Annotated in this window: 8 protein-coding genes, 1 rRNA gene and 2 pseudogenes; 7 read left to right on the forward strand and 4 right to left on the reverse strand. The window is 36.9% G+C overall.

The window, feature by feature from the left end:
• Nucleotides 1-46: 46 nt before the first annotated feature.
• A 23S ribosomal RNA gene (locus ACQH1X_RS06130) occupies nt 47-2,812 on the reverse strand.
• Between the two features lie 335 nt (nt 2,813-3,147).
• Between ACQH1X_RS06130 and ACQH1X_RS06135 the strand changes: the two genes are divergently transcribed.
• Nucleotides 3,148-4,224, forward strand: a complete 1,077-nt coding sequence (locus ACQH1X_RS06135) for a methyltransferase domain-containing protein (RefSeq protein ID WP_425386013.1) — start codon at nt 3,148-3,150, stop codon at nt 4,222-4,224.
• A gap of 58 nt (nt 4,225-4,282) precedes the next feature.
• Nucleotides 4,283-6,067, forward strand: a complete 1,785-nt coding sequence (locus ACQH1X_RS06140; protein ID WP_425386014.1) for a ribonucleoside-diphosphate reductase subunit alpha — start codon at nt 4,283-4,285, stop codon at nt 6,065-6,067.
• Between the two features lie 812 nt (nt 6,068-6,879).
• Here the strand turns inward: ACQH1X_RS06140 and ACQH1X_RS06145 are convergent.
• The gene (locus tag ACQH1X_RS06145; RefSeq protein ID WP_425386684.1) at nt 6,880-9,687 is read right to left on the reverse strand and encodes a WPE palindromic element domain-containing protein; all 2,808 of its coding nucleotides are present in this window, start codon (nt 9,685-9,687) and stop codon (nt 6,880-6,882) included.
• A gap of 91 nt (nt 9,688-9,778) precedes the next feature.
• Here ACQH1X_RS06145 and ACQH1X_RS06150 point away from each other — a divergent pair, with 91 nt between their 5' ends.
• Nucleotides 9,779-12,814: an AIR synthase-related protein gene (locus tag ACQH1X_RS06150; RefSeq protein ID WP_425386015.1), complete on the forward strand. Its 3,036-nt coding sequence runs from the start codon at nt 9,779-9,781 to the stop codon at nt 12,812-12,814.
• A gap of 60 nt (nt 12,815-12,874) precedes the next feature.
• On the opposite strand, the pseudogene ACQH1X_RS06155 reads toward ACQH1X_RS06150, so the two are convergent.
• Nucleotides 12,875-14,308: pseudogene (locus ACQH1X_RS06155) on the reverse strand (IS4 family transposase).
• Nucleotides 14,309-14,569: 261 nt separating this feature from the next.
• Here ACQH1X_RS06155 and ACQH1X_RS06160 point away from each other — a divergent pair.
• The 4 genes from ACQH1X_RS06160 to ACQH1X_RS06175 all read left to right on the forward strand — a co-directional run bounded on the left by ACQH1X_RS06160 (nt 14,570) and on the right by ACQH1X_RS06175 (nt 17,281).
• A complete protein-coding gene (locus ACQH1X_RS06160) occupies nt 14,570-15,082 on the forward strand; it encodes a hypothetical protein (RefSeq protein WP_425386628.1) in 513 nt (170 codons plus the stop codon).
• Between the two features lie 296 nt (nt 15,083-15,378).
• Nucleotides 15,379-15,765 carry a hypothetical protein gene (locus ACQH1X_RS06165; RefSeq protein ID WP_246433168.1) on the forward strand — a complete coding sequence of 129 codons (387 nt, stop codon included), beginning with the start codon at nt 15,379-15,381 and terminating at the stop codon, nt 15,763-15,765.
• 26 nt (nt 15,766-15,791) lie between these two features.
• Nucleotides 15,792-17,093: a group II intron reverse transcriptase/maturase gene (gene ltrA, locus ACQH1X_RS06170; RefSeq protein WP_425385808.1), complete on the forward strand. Its 1,302-nt coding sequence runs from the start codon at nt 15,792-15,794 to the stop codon at nt 17,091-17,093.
• An 11-nt stretch (nt 17,094-17,104) separates the two neighbouring features.
• A complete protein-coding gene (locus tag ACQH1X_RS06175) occupies nt 17,105-17,281 on the forward strand; it encodes a hypothetical protein (protein ID WP_425386016.1) in 177 nt (58 codons plus the stop codon).
• A gap of 2 nt (nt 17,282-17,283) precedes the next feature.
• On the opposite strand, the pseudogene ACQH1X_RS06180 reads toward ACQH1X_RS06175, so the two are convergent.
• Nucleotides 17,284-18,206: pseudogene (locus tag ACQH1X_RS06180) on the reverse strand (IS5 family transposase).
• Between the last annotated feature and the right edge of the window lie 511 nt (nt 18,207-18,717).

Here is an 18,717-nt window from a genome sequence, read left to right on the forward strand (position 1 = left end):
AACAATTTTAACTTAATATTTAACACTGCATACACACATATAGAAAGCAAATAAATCAATCAGGCTATTAGTACTAGTTAGCTTCACATGTTACCATGCTTCCACACCTAGCCTATCAACGTGGTAGTCTTCCACGGCCTTAATTGGGAAATCTTTTTGAAGAGGGTTTCTTGCTTATATGCTTTCAGCAATTATCCCATCTATACATAGCCACCCAGCGATGCTATTGGCATAACAGCTGGTACACCAGAGGTATATCCATCTCGGTCCTCTCGTACTAGAGTCAGACCTTCTCAAATTTCCTTCACCCACGGCAGATAGAAACCGAACTGTCTCACGACGTTCTAAACCCAACTCACGTATCACTTTAATCGGCGAACAGCCGAACCCTTGGGACCTTCTTCAGCCCCAGGATGTGATGAGTCGACATCGAGGTGCCAAACGGTGTCGTCGCTATGAACGCTCGAACACCATCAGCCTGTTATCCCCGGCGTACCTTTTATCCGTTGAGCGATGACCCTTCCATACAGAACCACCGGATCACTATGACCGACTTTCGTCTCTGCTTGGCTTGTCAGCCTCGCAGTCAGGCAAGCTTATGCCATTATACTATCAAGCTGATTTCCGACCAGCTCTAGCTTACCTTCGCACGCCTCCGTTACTTTTTAGGAGGCGACCGCCCCAGTCAAACTACCCACCATACAATGTCCTAGTTCCAGATAATGAAACATAGTTAGATATCAAAAGTGTAAAGGGTGGTATCTCAAGGTTGACTCCATTATAGCTAGCGCCATAACTTCAAAGTCTCCCACCTATCCTGCACATCACACTTTTAATAGCAATGTAAAGCTATAGTAAAGGTGCACGGGGTCTCTTCGTCTAACCGCGGGTACCCCGCATCTGCACGGGGAATTCAATTTCGCTGAAGTGATGTTGGAGACAGTGGAGAAATCGTTACGCCATTCGTGCGGGTCGGAACTTACCCGACAAGGAATTTCGCTACCTTAGGACCGTCAGTGTTACGGCCGCCGTTTACTGGGGCTTCAATTCGGAGCTTGCACCCTTCCTATTAACCTTCCAGCACCGGGCAGGCGTCAGACCCTATACTTCCACTTACGTGTTTGCAGAGTCCTGTGTTTTTAGTAAACAGTCGCTACTCCCTATTTTGTGCCACCTACTCATAGTTGCCTAAAAGCAGGTTACCCTTCTTCCGAAGTTACAGGTATAATTTGCCGAGTTCCTTCAACATCATTCTTTCAACACCTTAGTATACTCTACTCATCCACCAGTGTCGGTTTGCGGTACGGCCTCATAAATATAAGTGCTATTTCCTGGAGCTTCTTTTAAGCATAGATCAATCCAATAAGATCTATACAAATACGAAACCCGTCACACTTAAGAGGTTTAGGAATATTAACCTAATTGCCATCGACTACTCCTTTACGGACTCGCCTTAGGAACCGACTAACCCTACGCAGATTAACTTAACGTAGGAACCCTTAGATTTTTGGTGAGAGTGTTTTTCACACTCTTTTACGCTACTTATGTCAGCATTCTCACTTCCGATATCTCCAGCAGTTTTCACAAACCACCTTCACAGACTTACGGAACGCTCCGCTACCGCGCCTATTGATCGGAATCAATAAGCACTCACATCTTCGGTATACAGCTTTAGCCCCGGTACATTTTCGGCGCAGAAAAACTTATTTAGACAAGTGAGCTGTTACGCTTTCTTTAAAGGATGGCTGCTTCCAAGCCAACCTCCTAGCTGTAATGGTTTTTCTACTTCCTTCCCCACTTAGCTGTAATTTTGGGACCTTAGATAGTGATCTGGGTTGTTTCCCTTTCCACCACGGACTTAGCACCCGTAGTGTGCCTGCTGTATAATTAATTGTTGGTATTCGGAGTTTAGTTAGATTTGGTAAGACGGTGAATCCCCCTAGTCTATCCAGTGCTCTACCCCCAACAACATACATACAACGCCCTACCTAAATAGATTTCGCGGAGAACCAGCTATTTCCAAGTTTGATTGGCCTTTCACCCCTAATCACAACTCATCCAATAATGTTGCAACATTAACTGGTTCGATCCTCCAGTGTGTTTTACCACACCTTCAATCTGGTCATGACTAGATCACTTGGTTTCGGGTCTAATCCATAAAACTAAAACGCCCTATTCAGACTTGCTTTCGCTATGCCTACACCTAACGGCTTAAGCTTGCTTCATAGATTAACTCGCTGACCCATTATGCAAAAGGTACGCTGTCACTCTAAATATCAATAAATTGATATAGAGCTCCAACTGTTTGTAAGCACTTGATTTCAGATTCTATTTCACTCCCCTCCCGGGGTTCTTTTCACCTTTCCCTCACGGTACTTGTTCACTATCGGTCGTTAAGGAGTATTTAGGCTTGGAGGATGGTCCCCCCATATTCAAACAGGATTTCACGTGCCCCGCTCTACTCAAGGATTTAAAAACTTTCTACTTATACAGGACTATCACCTTCTATGGTTACTATTTCCAGAGTATTCTAATTCTTATCCTTAAATCACTAGCCTTTTCCGCTTTCGCTCGTCACTACTAACAGAATCTCGGTTGATTTCTTTTCCTTTGGCTACTTAGATATTTCAGTTCACCAAGTTTGCTTTACATACTTAGTATGTAATAACTAGCTAAGCTAGTTGGGTTTCCCCATTCGGAAATCTGCGGATCAAAATTTGTTGACAATTCCCCACAGCTTATCGCAGCCTGCCACGTCCTTCATCGCCTCTTAACGCCAAGGCATCCATCAAGTGCTCTTAATAATTTATTTATCCGACTATATGCAGAATATGCAGAGTTAAATATTATTAAAATTGAATTGAGATTAAATTAATCTCTACCATAAAACTTGTCAAACATCTAAAAACTAAATTAATCTTTTATATATTATAACCTAACAAATAATATGTCAACGCCTTTTTGCACAAAACATTTACTTATATTATCAACAACAATATACTAGCAATCCTAAACAGTATAATCTGAGAAATATGCGGTAAACTTATATATACAGTAAAAATTAATGAAAAAGATATTTTGTAAGATAAAATGTGTTAAAATCAATTGCCTAAAAATGATAATGAACATTCGGAGTATTTCTAATGTATGAAAAGTAATCTCTCTTTTATAAAAAACGTTGCTTTAAATTGTATGTCTAAGCTCATTGGCGTATTAAATATTAAGAAAGTAAAACACTTCATTGTGAATAAATATAATACTCTTCATAAAGAAATGACAGTGCTTCTTGAAAAATCTAAAAACCTGTTAAATACCAATATTGAAATCGGTTTATATCACTTTTATAAAGGCAGCATATCAGATGCAAAGTTACGATTTTGGTTAATTAGCATATTTTACCCCCATCTACCTATAGTCTGGTATAATATCGGAAGGTGTCATTTTGCGGTAGGAAATACTAACAAAGCTTATAATTATTTAACAAAGACACTAAAATTAGATAGTGATCACGAGGAGGCGTCTTACTATATAAAAAAAATGACAAACTCAGCGCCTATTACAGAATTGCCAAAAAACCTCATAAGACAATATTTTGATTACACAGGTGAATATTTTGTTGAGCATTGGTTGATTGCTAAACAGTATAAAGGGCATGAACTTGTACACATGATAATTACAAAAATCTTCAACAACTCCACTTCTGAGCTCAATATACTTGACCTTGGTTGTGGAACTGGAATATGTGGTCATTTCTTGAAAATAAATAGTATTGGAAACCACATAACAGGAATTGACATTTCAAGTAGAATGCTAAATATTGTAAGAGGATGCTTTATAAAAGGTAAGCCTGTTTACAATGAATTAATACATATGGAAATGAAAGAGTTTCTTAAACAAGAGAAAAACCAGCAGTATGATGTAATTATCTTTGCTGAAGTGCTACATTATCTACATGATTTTCAAGAAGAGTTGGAATTAGCAAAAAGATCTACGAGCAAAAAAGGAGTTATTGTATGTTTAATAAGAAGAAAGGAAGGTGAAGGTATTGACTTTGTAAACAAAGGAGACTATTTTCGTCACTCAGAAAGTTATGTTCAACATGTTGCAAAAGAAATAAATATGCAAATAAGTTATATGAGTTACTGTAAAATATATGGCAGTCAGGTTGACGGTATCTTGTTTGCATTACAGCATCAACAAGAAAATCCGAAAAACCTAACTTAAAAATCGCTCAAAGTGGCTTTTAAGTATCTATATATAATAAAAGAATAAAAGGAATTTTATGAATAACATTACTATTAATTACGCAAAGGATAGCAAATTAACCGATTTTGGAAAAGCAGTTCTATCAGACAGGTATTTAATAGAAAATGAAAGTTATCAAGACCTCTTCATACGTATTGCCAATTACTACTCTGATAATAAAGAACATGCGCAGCGTCTTTATGACTACATGAGCAACTTGTGGTTCATGCCTTCAACACCAATACTCAGCAATGGTGGCACTAAGAGAGGGTTACCTATCTCTTGCTTTCTTAATGAAACCGAAGACAGCTTGCAGGGAATAGTTGACTTATGGAATGAAAATGTTTGGCTTGCTGCACGTGGAGGAGGCATAGGTAGTTATTGGGGAAATTTACGTTCAATTGGTGAGAGTGTAAAAGGCAGTGGTAAAACATCAGGAATTGTTCCATTTATTGTAGTGCAAAATGCTCTAACGCTTGCAATTAGTCAGGGATCCTTAAGGCGAGGAAGTTCAGCAGTTTATCTTCCTGTATCTCATCCGGAGATAGAAGAGTTTCTGGATTTACGTAAGCCAACAGGCGGTGACCCAAATCGCAAAGCGTTAAATATACATCATGCTGTAATAGTAACAGATAAATTTATGCAGGCTGTTGAGAATGATCAAGAATGGAATTTAATAAGCCCTCACAACAATAAGGTTATTTCAACTGTAAAAGCGCGGGATATATGGATCAAAATACTAACAGCAAGAGTTGAAACTGGAGAACCTTACATTATTTTCCTTGATGCAACAAATAACAATAAGCCAGAATCTTACAAAAAGCTCAACTTAGACATCAAGATGTCAAATCTATGCAGTGAAATAACTTTAACCACAGGTTATGATCACCTGAATAAGTCACGCACTGCTGTGTGTTGTCTATCATCCGTAAATCTTGAGTACTACGAAGAATGGAAAGACAATAAACTCTTCATAGAAGATATAATGCGTTTCCTTGATAATGTATTGGAAGATTTTATAAATAAAGCACCGAATGAAATGCAGCGAGCAAAATATTCTGCAGCCAGAGAACGCAGTATTGGTCTTGGTGTGATGGGTTTTCATTCATTTTTACAAAGCAAAATGGTTCCTTTTGAATCAGTAACAGCACAACAATGGAATAAAAAAATATTTAAGTATTTACGCGAGCAAGCAGATATAGTTTCTAAAAAATTGGCAGAAGAAAAGGGGGCATGTCCTGATGCCAAAGAAGTTGATCTAATGGAAAGGTTTACACACAAGCTCGCTATTGCTCCTACTGCCTCGATCTCCATTATTGCAGGCAATACCTCTCCTGGAATAGAACCATATGCAGCAAACGTATTCATACAAAAGACACTTACAGGCTCATTTGTAGTGCGAAATAAATTCTTGCAAAAACTATTAGCAGAAAAAAATCAAGACAATGATAAAGTATGGTCTTCAATTTCAACAAATGAGGGTTCCATTCAGCATTTAGATTTTCTTAGTGAGCATGAAAAATTGACATTTAAAACAGCGTACGAGCTTGACCAAAGATGGATTATAGAACATGCAAGTGATAGAACTTCGTATATTTGTCAATCTCAATCAGTAAATCTGTTCTTACCTGCCAACGTACATAAACGTTACTTGCACAAAATACACATGCTTGCTTGGAAAAAAGGATTGAAGAGCTTATATTACTGCAGATCACAATCAATGCAGAGAGCCGATAAGGTCTCGCATGACATATTCAAAAAAAGTGAAATATTGCAACAAAAAACAGATATTGACTACGATGAATGTTTGTCATGCCAATAGTGACCTTATTCAGAAAAAGTAGAGAGAAAGTTAAGACGTTTTTGGAGTAAAATAAAACGTTTTTTTCAAAATATGGCAAATAGAAGAGAATAGAAACAAAAACTTGCTTGACACCCTCCGCCAGCCCCCTTATCATGAAACTGAAGGTATTCAGTTATCTTCATCTGTGCAGATTAAACAGCAAGGAAACAACGTAGTTGGCGTCTTATTTTTAATTTTTTGCACTATGTGCACCTTATGTCTTCACAATATTTCTAGGTTTTTACCTATATAAGCTGAAACGCGCTTATAAGTCGTTTAAGACAGTATAGTACGCCAATTTGCAGGATTAGAGAGTGACAACTAGCTAACACGGGGTTTCTTTTGCCTTTTTTTTCTGCTTAGTAAATTTCTTAAACATTTAAACAAAGGTGAGTTGCATTTAAAAGCAGCTAAATTGCAGTGTTTAAGACTTAAAAAACGCCAATACTGAAAGTAGACAATGACTAGGGCTTCTTTTGCCTTTTTTTTTATTTGGTAAATTTCTTAATATTTATAGTTAAACGACAACCGTCATCCCGCTACATGTTAGCGGCTGAGATACCGTGACGGTATGACGGTTCGCGGCGGCATGACGTAGGACTGCTGTCATGCAAGTAGCTGACACTGGCATCCAGTCTTTATTATGCAGCCACTTGGTTAGAATCAAGTCTTCTGGATCCCAGTGTCTGGGCACTGGGATGACAAAAAAAGGAGCACTGAGATGACACCTCTGGGCACTGGGATGACACCATTATAGAGTGAACCAGTGTCAGCTACTTACATGACACCATTTACAACCACTCCCCTACCCTTTCTAGCTGTTTATAGCTGTTAAATCTCAGGAATTTATCAAAATATGGAGAGGCAACAAAGGGAATAGTATCTCTTAAATAATTAGATAAAAAATCTGGCAGATCATTCTGAAATTCTTGCATTTTTTGTCTATAATCTCGTAAAGAAATAACTTTTATTTTATCATAATCAAGTTTCCAATAAGCAAGTTCTGAGACTTCCCTTCCGGTCACATACTCTACCGCTAAGGCTTGTAAAATTAATTGCGGAAAAAACCCCGACATCACTTCTTCATTGGAAGGTGGTGAACCAAGCTTATAGTCTACAATTGCTACTTGCCCACTTGGTAGATACTCAACTCTATCACATCTTGCTGTCAGTGAAACTTCTTGTGGCCTATTTGTCATTCCAGCAGTTTCATACTGATCACAAGAACCAGCGTCACGCGCTGGAATGACACCAATATGAAATATCGGACAGGTAAAACTCTTTTCCAACTCAACATAATTGCTTCGAGTCTCATCAAATTCGACAAAAATCCTTTGCAGTCTTACCCACCACATATTTGAAAAATTAAACTGACTAGTCGAGAATGCTTCTCGTGCAATGCTCATCAGCGATTTTTTGTTGCGTAAATATCTTGCAAGAATGTTGTGTACCATAGTGCCAAATTCCAATATCGATGGCTTAAAATTCAAGTCTCTTAATTGTTTAAGGCCCAGTATATATTCAACGTAAAATGAATAAGGATTACGAATTAGCTTTTCTATTGCACTGCAAGACATCACCTGCATTTTTTCTTTTCTAACTTCGGTTTGAGGTTTTGGCATAGGTTGAGTACATGGAACAGTACATTCAGGCGTATTTAATACCCTCAGCCAATCACGATACGGCTGTTTCCCCTCCTTGAGCAGAATTTCCAAACGCTGCAATAGAATTGGTTTTCTATGGCTTAGCGATCTTGTAATATAAACCTTACTTGCGCAAAACAAATTGTGTAAAGTATAAAAAAAATACCCCTGCTCTTCTTGCGCAGAAGGAAGATTAAATTTTTCTCTCGTAAGTGCATTCAAAAGCGGACTTTGAAAGCTTGGCGCTTCATTAAATCCAGCAAGTATTACAACTTTGTTGTGATATAAGCTGAATTTATTCAAGTCACTTGCTACAGAGAAAAACTCTTTCTCTAAAAATAAAGTCAGAATTTGGCTATATAACTCTAAGGAGCACTTAATTTCTATACCCTCACATGCATTTAAGAAATTACAGGTAAAATTACCTATTTCACTATTTAGCTCTGAAAAATTTATACCAGATAGCATATTAATACACTGCAAATGAGTTGCCACCACATCAGAAATAGGGCAATTTATAGAATCAAATAAAAGATTAAATATAACCTCTAACCTATTGATAATAAGCAATATATTCTCTTTATATTTTAGCTTTTTATGGGCATTGATAGCATTTATAATATCGCTCAGGCCATTTGTACTAAAGTTGCGTAATATCTCTATTTCAAATTCAGATAAAATCCGAGAGTACTCTTCTTGAGTGTAACCAAAAGTCACTAGCCTATGTTTAAGGAGCAAAAGTAATGACACACTGCTCCAATTTGAGGTCAAAACTTCGATACTATAAAGCAGAAGCATTATATAAGGGTAATTTTCCGGTATGGCACTGTGTTGCCTTGATAAACATGCTATACGAGCTGCAAGTAATTTATCAAAGACAACCAAAGAAACGTTTTCATAACCTTCATTCTCTATAATTAATGATGTCACTTGTGCTTCTTCCTCTCTGGAATCACAAGTGATGACTTCAATATTGCCAATATGTCCATTACTAACTTTGCTTAGATCGGCAGTTGTATCAAAGACGTAATCTAGATATTCCTCAGGACTTCCTGTTATCCCAGCCCTTTCTTCTGTCATCCCAGTGCTTGACACTGGGATCCAGTTTTCATTATACAGCCACCTGGTGCGCTCATTTAAAGTTAAGTTTTCTGGATCCCAGTGTCGGAGCACTGGGATGACACCAGAACACGCTTCTGGCAGAAAACTCACATCCCTTCTATCTACATTTAAATAATCCAACAAATCTTTCAAACAATATTGATAGTGTTTTTTATCAAGCAATTTCCAGTCTTTCTCTTTAATTTTCAAATTCAGGTTAGGCAAAATTATTTTTCCAAACGGCAGGTCATATATAGCCTTAATTAACGACTTATCCTTTCCAATTCCAACAAAGATTATATGTTGGTCTTTTTGTAAAGAGATTATCATATTGTTTATGTAATCACTCTTATGTTCTAATATATCTACTACTCCTAAATCTTTTAAAATTTTATTCCAACTCTCAATGAGTAAGCTTATGAAATTCTCTATTTTTTTTGAATGTTCATCGAATTGATAACAATCCGTTGTTTGGATAGATCGAATTTTATCAAGCAATGATGGCAGGCTATAAGCTAAATCAATGGGGAAATTATCATTATTTTTTCTATTCCACTCCAATATGAATTGAATGAGTAGCAGCGTCCTCTTTGTTGGATTGATAACTTTAACTCTATCAAGATTTAATATTAAATCCTCCTCATCGATGTTCTCTAGCGAAACTATCTCTGGCAAAATTATGCATTTTTTAGCGTTGTAATTCTTGAACGCACTCAGCAGCGCTATTACATCCCTTTTGCAGGGAAGTATGATCTTTATCTCGGGAATTTTTTCTCTTTCATATTCAGAAAATATATGCTGAACCAGCACATCAAAAAGGGATTCATCCACATTAACAGTAAAAACTCTTCCCACTAACAGTAACAATTAATACAATATTTTATTGTATAGAAATTATTTAAAATATAAATGTGCTTGTATGCTATTATATATTAAAATCTTTTATATGACAAACATTAGAATAGAAGTTTTAAATAAATGTGAGCAAGTTGGCCGCAGATGGTTAGTCAACGTTTACTCGATTTATATACACAAAGAATTACCACCAAAATTATATGAAGAAATTTGTGAGCTATTTTATAATGGAATCATACAAGATTGCCATTATTATTCCTATAATGAAAACCTTGAAGAAGTTCAATATAACTTCATAGAACCACAAGCAAAGTGGGGCTTGGAGATAAGCTTTTTACCTGGCATGACCGACAATGTAGGCAACACAGCGAAACAAATTGTTAGAGAATATTTAATAAACAAGAACTACATTGATGAAAATGTTTGTATAAAAGCAAGAAGTTCAAAATTGATTCTAGGGCAAGGGAATTTGCCAACTGAAGATGATATAAAACAAGAATTCAACCCTATCACTGAGTATTGCATTCTTGTTTATAAAGAAAACAGCAATCGCCGTTGGAAGTATTATGGTAAATCGAATGCCTCACCTGGTGTCATCCAGTACTTGGATCCAGGAAACTTCAAGCAATTGTATAATGAAAACTGGATTCCAGTGTCAAGCACTGGAATGACAAAAGAAGGGGCTGGGATGACAAAAGAGAGTACTGGGATAACATCAAGTAGTAATGGGGCTAAGTCTGTTGACCTCAATGTAAGTGACCAAGAGCTTGAAAAGATCAGCAAAGATGGAATCGATGGCAATGGTACTTTAGGGCTCTCTCTGGCAGCAATGAAAGCTATAAAGGATTACTTTAAAAAACTTAATAGAAATCCATATGATATTGAACTTGAGTCCCTAGCACAAACTTGGTCCGAACATTGTAAACACAATATTTTTTGCTCTCCTATTGATGAAATAAAAGACGGTCTATATGCTCATTATATTAAGCGTGCAACGCGTGAGATAAATTCTGACATATGCGTGTCAGTTTTCTCCGACAACGCAGGGGGAATAATTTTTGATGACGATTACTTAATCGTAGATAAAGTTGAAACTCACAATAGCCCTTCAGCTCTTGATCCATTTGGTGGAGCAATGACCGGAGTGCTTGGAGTTAATCGTGATATAGTGGGTTTCGGGAAAGGCGCGGAACCTATAATGAATACCTATTACTTTTGCTTTGCCAAAGAAGCAAAAGGCAAATTTTATAGGGATAAAGAGCGCACTGATGAGATCTTACCGCCGAAATATATAATGAAAGAAGTGATTCATGGCGTTAATGTTGCTGGTAATTGCTCTGGTATTCCAACACAACTTGGGTCGGTATATTTTGACGATAGATTTTGTGGGAAGCCGCTGGTCTTTGTTGGAAGTGTCGGAATTATTCCGCGCAGTATAAATAATGCACCTTCACACATAAAAGGACCTAAAAACGGCGATAAGATTGTAATTATTGGTGGAAGAGTTGGAAGAGATGGAATTCACGGTGCGACATTTTCTTCAGAGGCTTTGTCGGGAAACAGCCCTTCAACAATCGTACAAATTGGTGACCCTATAACACAAAAAAAATTATCCAATGCCGCCTTGGAAGCAAGAGATCTTGATCTTTATAATGCAATAACGGATAATGGAGCAGGCGGTCTATCATCGTCTATTGGTGAAATGGGAAAAGACGGATTTGAAGTTGATTTGAGCAAGGTTCTCCTTAAAAACGATGGTATGGCTCCGTGGGAAATATGGATATCAGAATCACAAGAGAGAATGACCTTAGCAGTTCCAGAAGAAAATCTTCCTGTGTTTAAGCAAATCATGAAAAAACATGATGTGGAGGTTTGTGTGATTGGAGAGTTCAGTGATAGCAAGAGGGCTAAGGTTCAACTCTCTTCTGCTCCACCAATAATGGACATCGAAACTGAATTTCTGCATGATGGTAATCCCAAAGTGCATTTACAGACAAAGCCGTGGTCTAAGGGGCTTCTAGCGCCATGCACTGGAATGACAACAAATCCAGCATCTTTAGAAGTCGAGCTAAAAGAAATGCTGAGCAGACCAAACATATGCAGCAAAGAGTTTATAGTGGTGCAATATGACCATGAAGTTCAAGGATCGTCAGTGCTAAAACCATTGCAGGGCAAGGGAAGAGTGTGCAGTGAAGCTATTGTTTCAAGGCCAATCTTTTCTTCAAACAAAGGTGTTGTGAAATCACAGGGGTTTGGCTCGAGTTATGGAGAAATTGACACCTACCACATGGCAGCATGTGCAATTGACACCGCGATATGCAACTATGTAGCCGCAGGAGGAAATATAAATCATCTAGCGTTGCTCGACAATTTTTGCTGGTGTGATGCTTATAATCCAGAAAGGCTGTGGCAACTAAAGAGAGCTGCAGAGGCTTGTTACGACTTTGCAACTGCATTTAAAACACCATTCATATCCGGAAAAGATAGTATGTTTAACGACTTTAAGGGATATGACGAAAATGGCGAGAAAGTGATGATATCTGCACCACCTTCATTACTCATCTCAGCAATTGGAGTTATAGAGAATATTGAAAGTGCGGTATCGCTTGATGTGAAAATGCCGGGGGACTTGATATATGTGCTTGGTACAACCCACGATGAGCTTGGTAGATCTGAATATCAGTTATATAGTGGAATAGGTAATAACAACGTACCAAAAGTTGATGCAAAGAGCGCTAGGAAGTTGTATGAGCGTTACAACCAGGCAATAAGAGATGGCATAATTGCCTCTGCAATCGCACCAAACTTGGGCGGATTAATTATTGCTCTGGCAAAATCGCTAATTGCAGGAGACCTTGGTGCTGAAATCGATCTTTCACTAGTGCCAATAGGAAAAATACAAAATACAGGTATAATAAACAAGATAATAATGTTTTCTGAATCGCAAAGTAGAATTTTGGTTACTATTGCATCACAAAATCGGAAGAGGTTTGAAGCATTGTTTGAAGGTGCGGTTTATTCATGTATTGGCAAAGTAACAGAGAAAAAGGTGCTAAATATAAAGGATGTTTTAAAAGTAAATCTGAAAGATTTGGGAAATAGTTATTATATAGCTAAAGTGACTTAGGTTTACAGACGATTTGATAAATGACAAATTCGTCATCCCGCTGCTTGTTAGCGCTTACTATTACCCACAAGTATAAAATTCATGAGCGAGTCTCCATCCTTCTGCTAAATCAAAGAGACGTTTCCATCCCTTCCACAAAGCTATAGCTAAGTCATTTTTGCGAGCTAAAAACCCTCCTAATTTGGCTATCCACCTCACGATTTCTCTTATAGGTGGTGGGATTTCAGGATAGTCTTTTGTCTTAAGCATTTTGGTATACAAAACCTTCCATTCGTCATCAGTCAGTATGACAGTGCAAGAAAGATTTGGATTTGTTCTAGCTACTAGTGTGATAAAAAATATTCTCCATGCAATTATACTCATAATTGTAAGAAAGCGGATTAATCTATCTGCTGTTTGGAGCCTACATTCTTCAACTTTAAGACCGGATTTTAAAATTTTATGAAAAACCTCTATTCTCCATCTTAAGCAATACCATTGTATTTTTTCTACTGCTTCTTCAAAATTATTAATATTTATATTTGTCAACAAAATCCAGTTCATAGGTTCTTCGCCAAATGGGGGGTGTTTTTCTATAGCATAGACAGCATTTAAACTTAAATTAGGAAGTTTTTGGGTTTTACGTCTAGCATTATTTTTTGATGCATTCATCACAAAGTTACTAAACTTTACTTCTAAAACTGTTGTTCTTTGAGGTTTATCATTGCGAGCAGACTTGAATTTCTCCTTGACAAGACATGCGATTCATTAAATCCCACAACCTTTCACCACCTTTTTCAGAATAAGTCGACTTCTTATTTACTGTTCTGTTTTGATTTCCTCTTACTACAAAAAGAGATTGATTAGTGGAAGCGACTTCAAATAAATCATAAATATCTGCTTCTCTATCGCAAACGGTAACTACCTTAACGTTCTTTAATCCAGGATGGTGAGTAGAATCTTTAAGTGATGCTATCCACCGTATGCTTTCTTTCTCTTCTATCGGAATAGCAGTATTATGGCTTCTTCTTTTCAACTCTTTTAGGTCTTCAGCCAAAGGAGGTCTAGTACTAATTTTTTGATCTAATAATCCTATAGGTAGCCCTTCTGTTGTAACTGCAAACGTTGTATGCATCATGGGTTTTAAAGTTAGTTGTTTTAGATGTTAATCTTGCTGCTATAATCCCTAATCCTTCGGTCTTTTTATGATTTTTATATGAAATATAACTCGTGTCTTGGATAGCTAAGATAGTTTTTAGCTCTTTCAACAGTTTTAATTATATGACTGTCTAATATCTTTCTTTCAGAAATGGCATCGTTTTGGAAAAATCTATAAGCTGCTTTACTTTGATGCCAATCTTCACAAGCTTGATTTATTGAACGCTCAGGCGATTCAGCAAAACTATTAACTATTTTTAAAAGCCTCTTACTTAATCTTATATCACCAAAATTAACAATTCCAAATTCACTTTCTGCCCATTCGCCAGTTGAGGTATTTATATTTCTTTTCATCATATATTCCATTTTTAGACCATAGATCTATTTATAATAGAAAGTTGAATTAGTAAAATAGCAGCTTTTTCTCCATTTTTAGATTTATGGGTAATAGTAAGTTGTTAGCGGGATCTAGAGATACCGCGGCGGTATGACGTAGGAAAACCTTTCTTGGGTTAGCTATAGCATGTCAGTTTAAAATATTTTTTTTGATTATGCTAAATAACTCTTTCACTATGTGCAATATTTACTTAAAATAAATGTATGTTATTAAATTTGATTATGTCTATTTTATCGATACTCCTGTTTATCAGTCTTTCTTTACTCAACACTTCAAATAAATTGATGATATGTGCTGCCTTATTTGTGGGAGCTGCTTTAGTTGTAAATTCAATGGTTGAATTTTATGGCAAAAGCAAAGCTACGTACAGATTAATAGTGTGTACAGCGCTATGTTGTGTTTTTAAATGGCAAAGTTTTAATTTGATGATATTGATTTCATATACTGCAATTTTAGTCTCTCTTCTCTCAAGCATAATTATTTTTGAAAAATTGAAGTCCAAGTTGAATTTTCATATGGCAAATTTCATTACTTTAATTATAGCATCAGTTGTTGATAGTGCCGTTGTATGTGTTGGATTACTATACAAATTTTCTGCAGGTAAATGCTTATCAATATATATTAGAGATTTAATTTTTAAGTTTTCTTATGTGTCAGTATTGAGCATCTGCTTGTTTGTAGGAATGTATTTATTTTGCTTGGCGAACAAGAAGTATTTTAAGATTTCCACATAACCTGTTTTCTGATATAGCTAAACTGACTTTGGGTCCTGGGTTGGTGGTCCTAATACGTAACAACAGTTTAGAATTTATAGGTAGCCTAAACCCACAACTGTACAAAGATTGCAATTTGAGGACGATCTCCACCAGTAAGATGTCACCCCAGTGCTTGACACACAGCTGTACGAACATTGCAATTTGCAGGTAATTTGCGAGTAAGTGGTGTCATGGTGCGCCAAGAAGTGCTTGGAGAACAGTTGGTGAAAATCCAACACAAACAAAGTCTAGCCAACAGTTTGGAACAGACCACTATGTTGCATGAGGTAACGAGTGTAATAGAGCTAGTGGGATGGACAATGCAGGGTACAACGAAAGTGAAGGGATTGAGTTCCGAAATACCTGAAGACATAGAGGTCGACATTTTCATGGCCATGGAAGACAGCATGAAGGATAACGTAAAGGCAAGTTATCACTCACTCTATCGGGATCTGAGACCGTGCCATGTATTGAAATGGACTTCAAGTGAACTTGGGAGATCCTATGCATTCCTACAAAGGTACGCTGGAACAAGTCAACAAAGGCAAGAACTAGCGGAAGATGCAGGGGAAGTCGGACTGATTGATAGTACTCAGAATGTGGGAAAGCCACGTACAAGGGGAAGCGATCAGCAATATAGTAACTGGAATAGGGATTGCTAGGCCAATACAACGGAGGTTGGAATAACATGCAAAATAAACTAAACCAGATAGCAGTAAGAGCAAAGCAAGATAAGCGACTAAAATTCACATCGTTAGTCCATCTGATAAATACAGAGAATCTTGCGAGATGTTATAAAGAACTGAAGCGTAACAAGGCTTGTGGAGTAGACCAGATAACAGTGGAATCATACGGAGAAAATCTGAATGAGAAACTCGAAGTGCTAGTAGAAAGTATGAAGAGGAAGCAATATCAACCACAACCAGTAAAGAGGGTATATATACCGAAAGCTGGAAGTAAAGAGAAACGCGGACTCGGAATACCATCGACCGAGGATAAATTAGTACAGATTATGCTGAAGAAGATATTAGAAAATATTTACGAGGCAAACTTTCTGGACAGCTCATATGGATTTCGACCTGGAAGAAACTGTCATCAAGCGGTAAATGCACTAGATAAAGCAGTTATGTACAAGCCAATAAACTACATTGTAGAAGTGGATATCAAGAAGTTCTACGATAATATACAGCATAAATGGCTAATGAGATGTCTAAGGGAACGAATAACTGACCCAAATTTGCTGTGGTTAGTAAAGCGGTTTCTCAAGGCAGGGATAGTCGAAGCTGGAAATTATGAAGCAACAAAACAAGGTACACCCCAAGGTGGTATAGTAAGTCCTGTATTAGCAAATATATACTTACATTATGTGTTGGATTTATGGATAGAAAAGAAATTTAAACCAAGATCCAGAGGATATATACAACTAATAAGGTTTTGCGACGATTTTGTGGTTTGTTGCGAAAGTAAGGTAGACGCGGAAGAATTTCTGGAATTACTGAAACAAAGGCTAAATAAATTTGGGTTGGAAGTATCTGAAAACAAGACCAGAGTAGTAAAGTTTGGCAAGAGGGAGTGGCAACAAGCGATAAGAGAGAAACGAAGGACGGAAAGTTTCAATTTTCTGGGGTTTACGCACTATGGTGCAAAAAGTCGTCGTGGTAGATTAATAATGGGACATAAAACCTCAAAGTTAAATCTAGCCAGAAAACTAAAAGAAATCAAGGAGTGGTTGAAAATAGTCCGCGGAAGTATTCGACTTAAAGATTGGTGGCAAGTACTGAAGGCTAAATTAACAGGACACTATAACTACTTTGGTATTAGCGGAAATTATTGGTGTTTGAAACAATTTTACACATCAGTAAGAAAGCTAGCATTTAAATGGATAAATCGGCGTAGTCAGAAAAAGAGTATGACCTGGGAACAGTTTGTACACTACGTAGAAGTAAATCCATTACCAAAGCCAAAAATACATTTTTCTTTATATGCATAAGAGGGACGACTGTGAAAACTAATATTGATGAGCCGTGTGCGGGAAATCTGCAAGCACGGTTCTTTAGGGGGAGTTGTAGTAATATAACTCAAACGAGAGGAGTAAAGCTACAGCTTCTACCGAACAAAGTAGCCGACACTGGGATGGCTTTGTTGCATAGCAACGTAAGTTTTTTCCAGAGTAAATAATTTTATGCGACTATTTCAAATTTAGGCATACCAATTGCAGTAAATTTGTTCATTAAGTAGCATTTAATAAGTAGTTCCTTCTCTCTATTTGTCTCAGATTTATTCTTAAAACTAAACCCAAATATTCGCTTCAACCTTGAGAAAAATTCTTCAATATACGATCTTTTTCCGTAATTTACTTCTTCTTTCCATCTTTTTATACCATTCTCACCATGTAATTTCATTAACTGAATAGCGGCATTTCTATCAAGCATATAATCCAATTTTGGATGCTCTGCTGCGTTGTTTTTCGGAGGAATTTTCGTTTTTATGCCATATTGATTACACAGCTTATAGAGCTTTTTTCTATCATATGCCCTATCTGCATATAGTGCTTTTATAGCATATTTAACATCAAATTTCCCCAATGCTCCATAGTGATCAGAGTAAACGCCATTACTGTATTTTGTAGCTATGACTTGTTTGCTCAACATTATGTGCAATTTTCTTACTTGTTTATAGCCGCGGTACTCTCTATCTTTGCTATTTTCTTTGCTGTGTGTTGTTGTATATACTAATTCCTATACTGTCTATAGCAATTTCGATATCTTCCATGTTATTTTTATCAACTCTGCAATCATTGATCTTAATATCAAGTTTCTTTTGATGCTTGTGAATAGCTGATAACTGCCAAATCTCTTCCTATTTGTTGCAAATATCCTTTTATAAACCCGACTGTTTGTCTTAAACTAATTCTAAAGAGACTGACGATTATGTGCACCAAAATTACAACTTTATCACTATAAATATAGTTGCCACCCTGCATTTTTGGCCCAATTTCATACCAATTTTCGATAGCTTTATCGATGTAATGAAAAATATTTCCTCTTTCCTGGAGAAATTTGTTATATTCATTTTGGTTACTGACTTTCATTTTTTGTGGCATATTTTTCCTTTGTCGGTTAAATAGCTGTTTTATAATGAATTCTGTCAGTAACTGCAAGATTTTTTCAGTTGCTATGCAACAAAGCCCACTGGGATCCAGGAAACTTAATTGCAAGTAATGCATTGGGTTTGGTGAGTATGGGTTTTGCGTTATAGAATGAAGCACTTTTGGTGAATTTGTAAAGAAAACTGAATTCCAGCATCAAGTGCTGGAATGACATCATAGGGGCACTGGGATCCAGAAAAAAGGATAATGTTATTCAAATAGCTGACACTGGTTCCTTTATGACGGCAGTGCTTGACACTGGAATCCAGCCTTTCTGCAATCTCATCGAAAACGTTGTAACCACTTTCTATGCTAGTTTGCTTGTGAGCAAGCAAACTTTCCTGGATCCAAGTAGTCAAGGCACTGGGATGACACCCTACTAGCGGAAGTTACTCTCAAATGTTTGTTCATGTTAGCTATAAATATTAAGAAATTTACCAAACGAAAAAAAAGGCAAAAGAAACCC

It is taken from the genome of Wolbachia endosymbiont (group A) of Barypeithes pellucidus (genome assembly GCF_964030885.1).
Classification (GTDB): Bacteria; Pseudomonadota; Alphaproteobacteria; order Rickettsiales; family Anaplasmataceae; genus Wolbachia.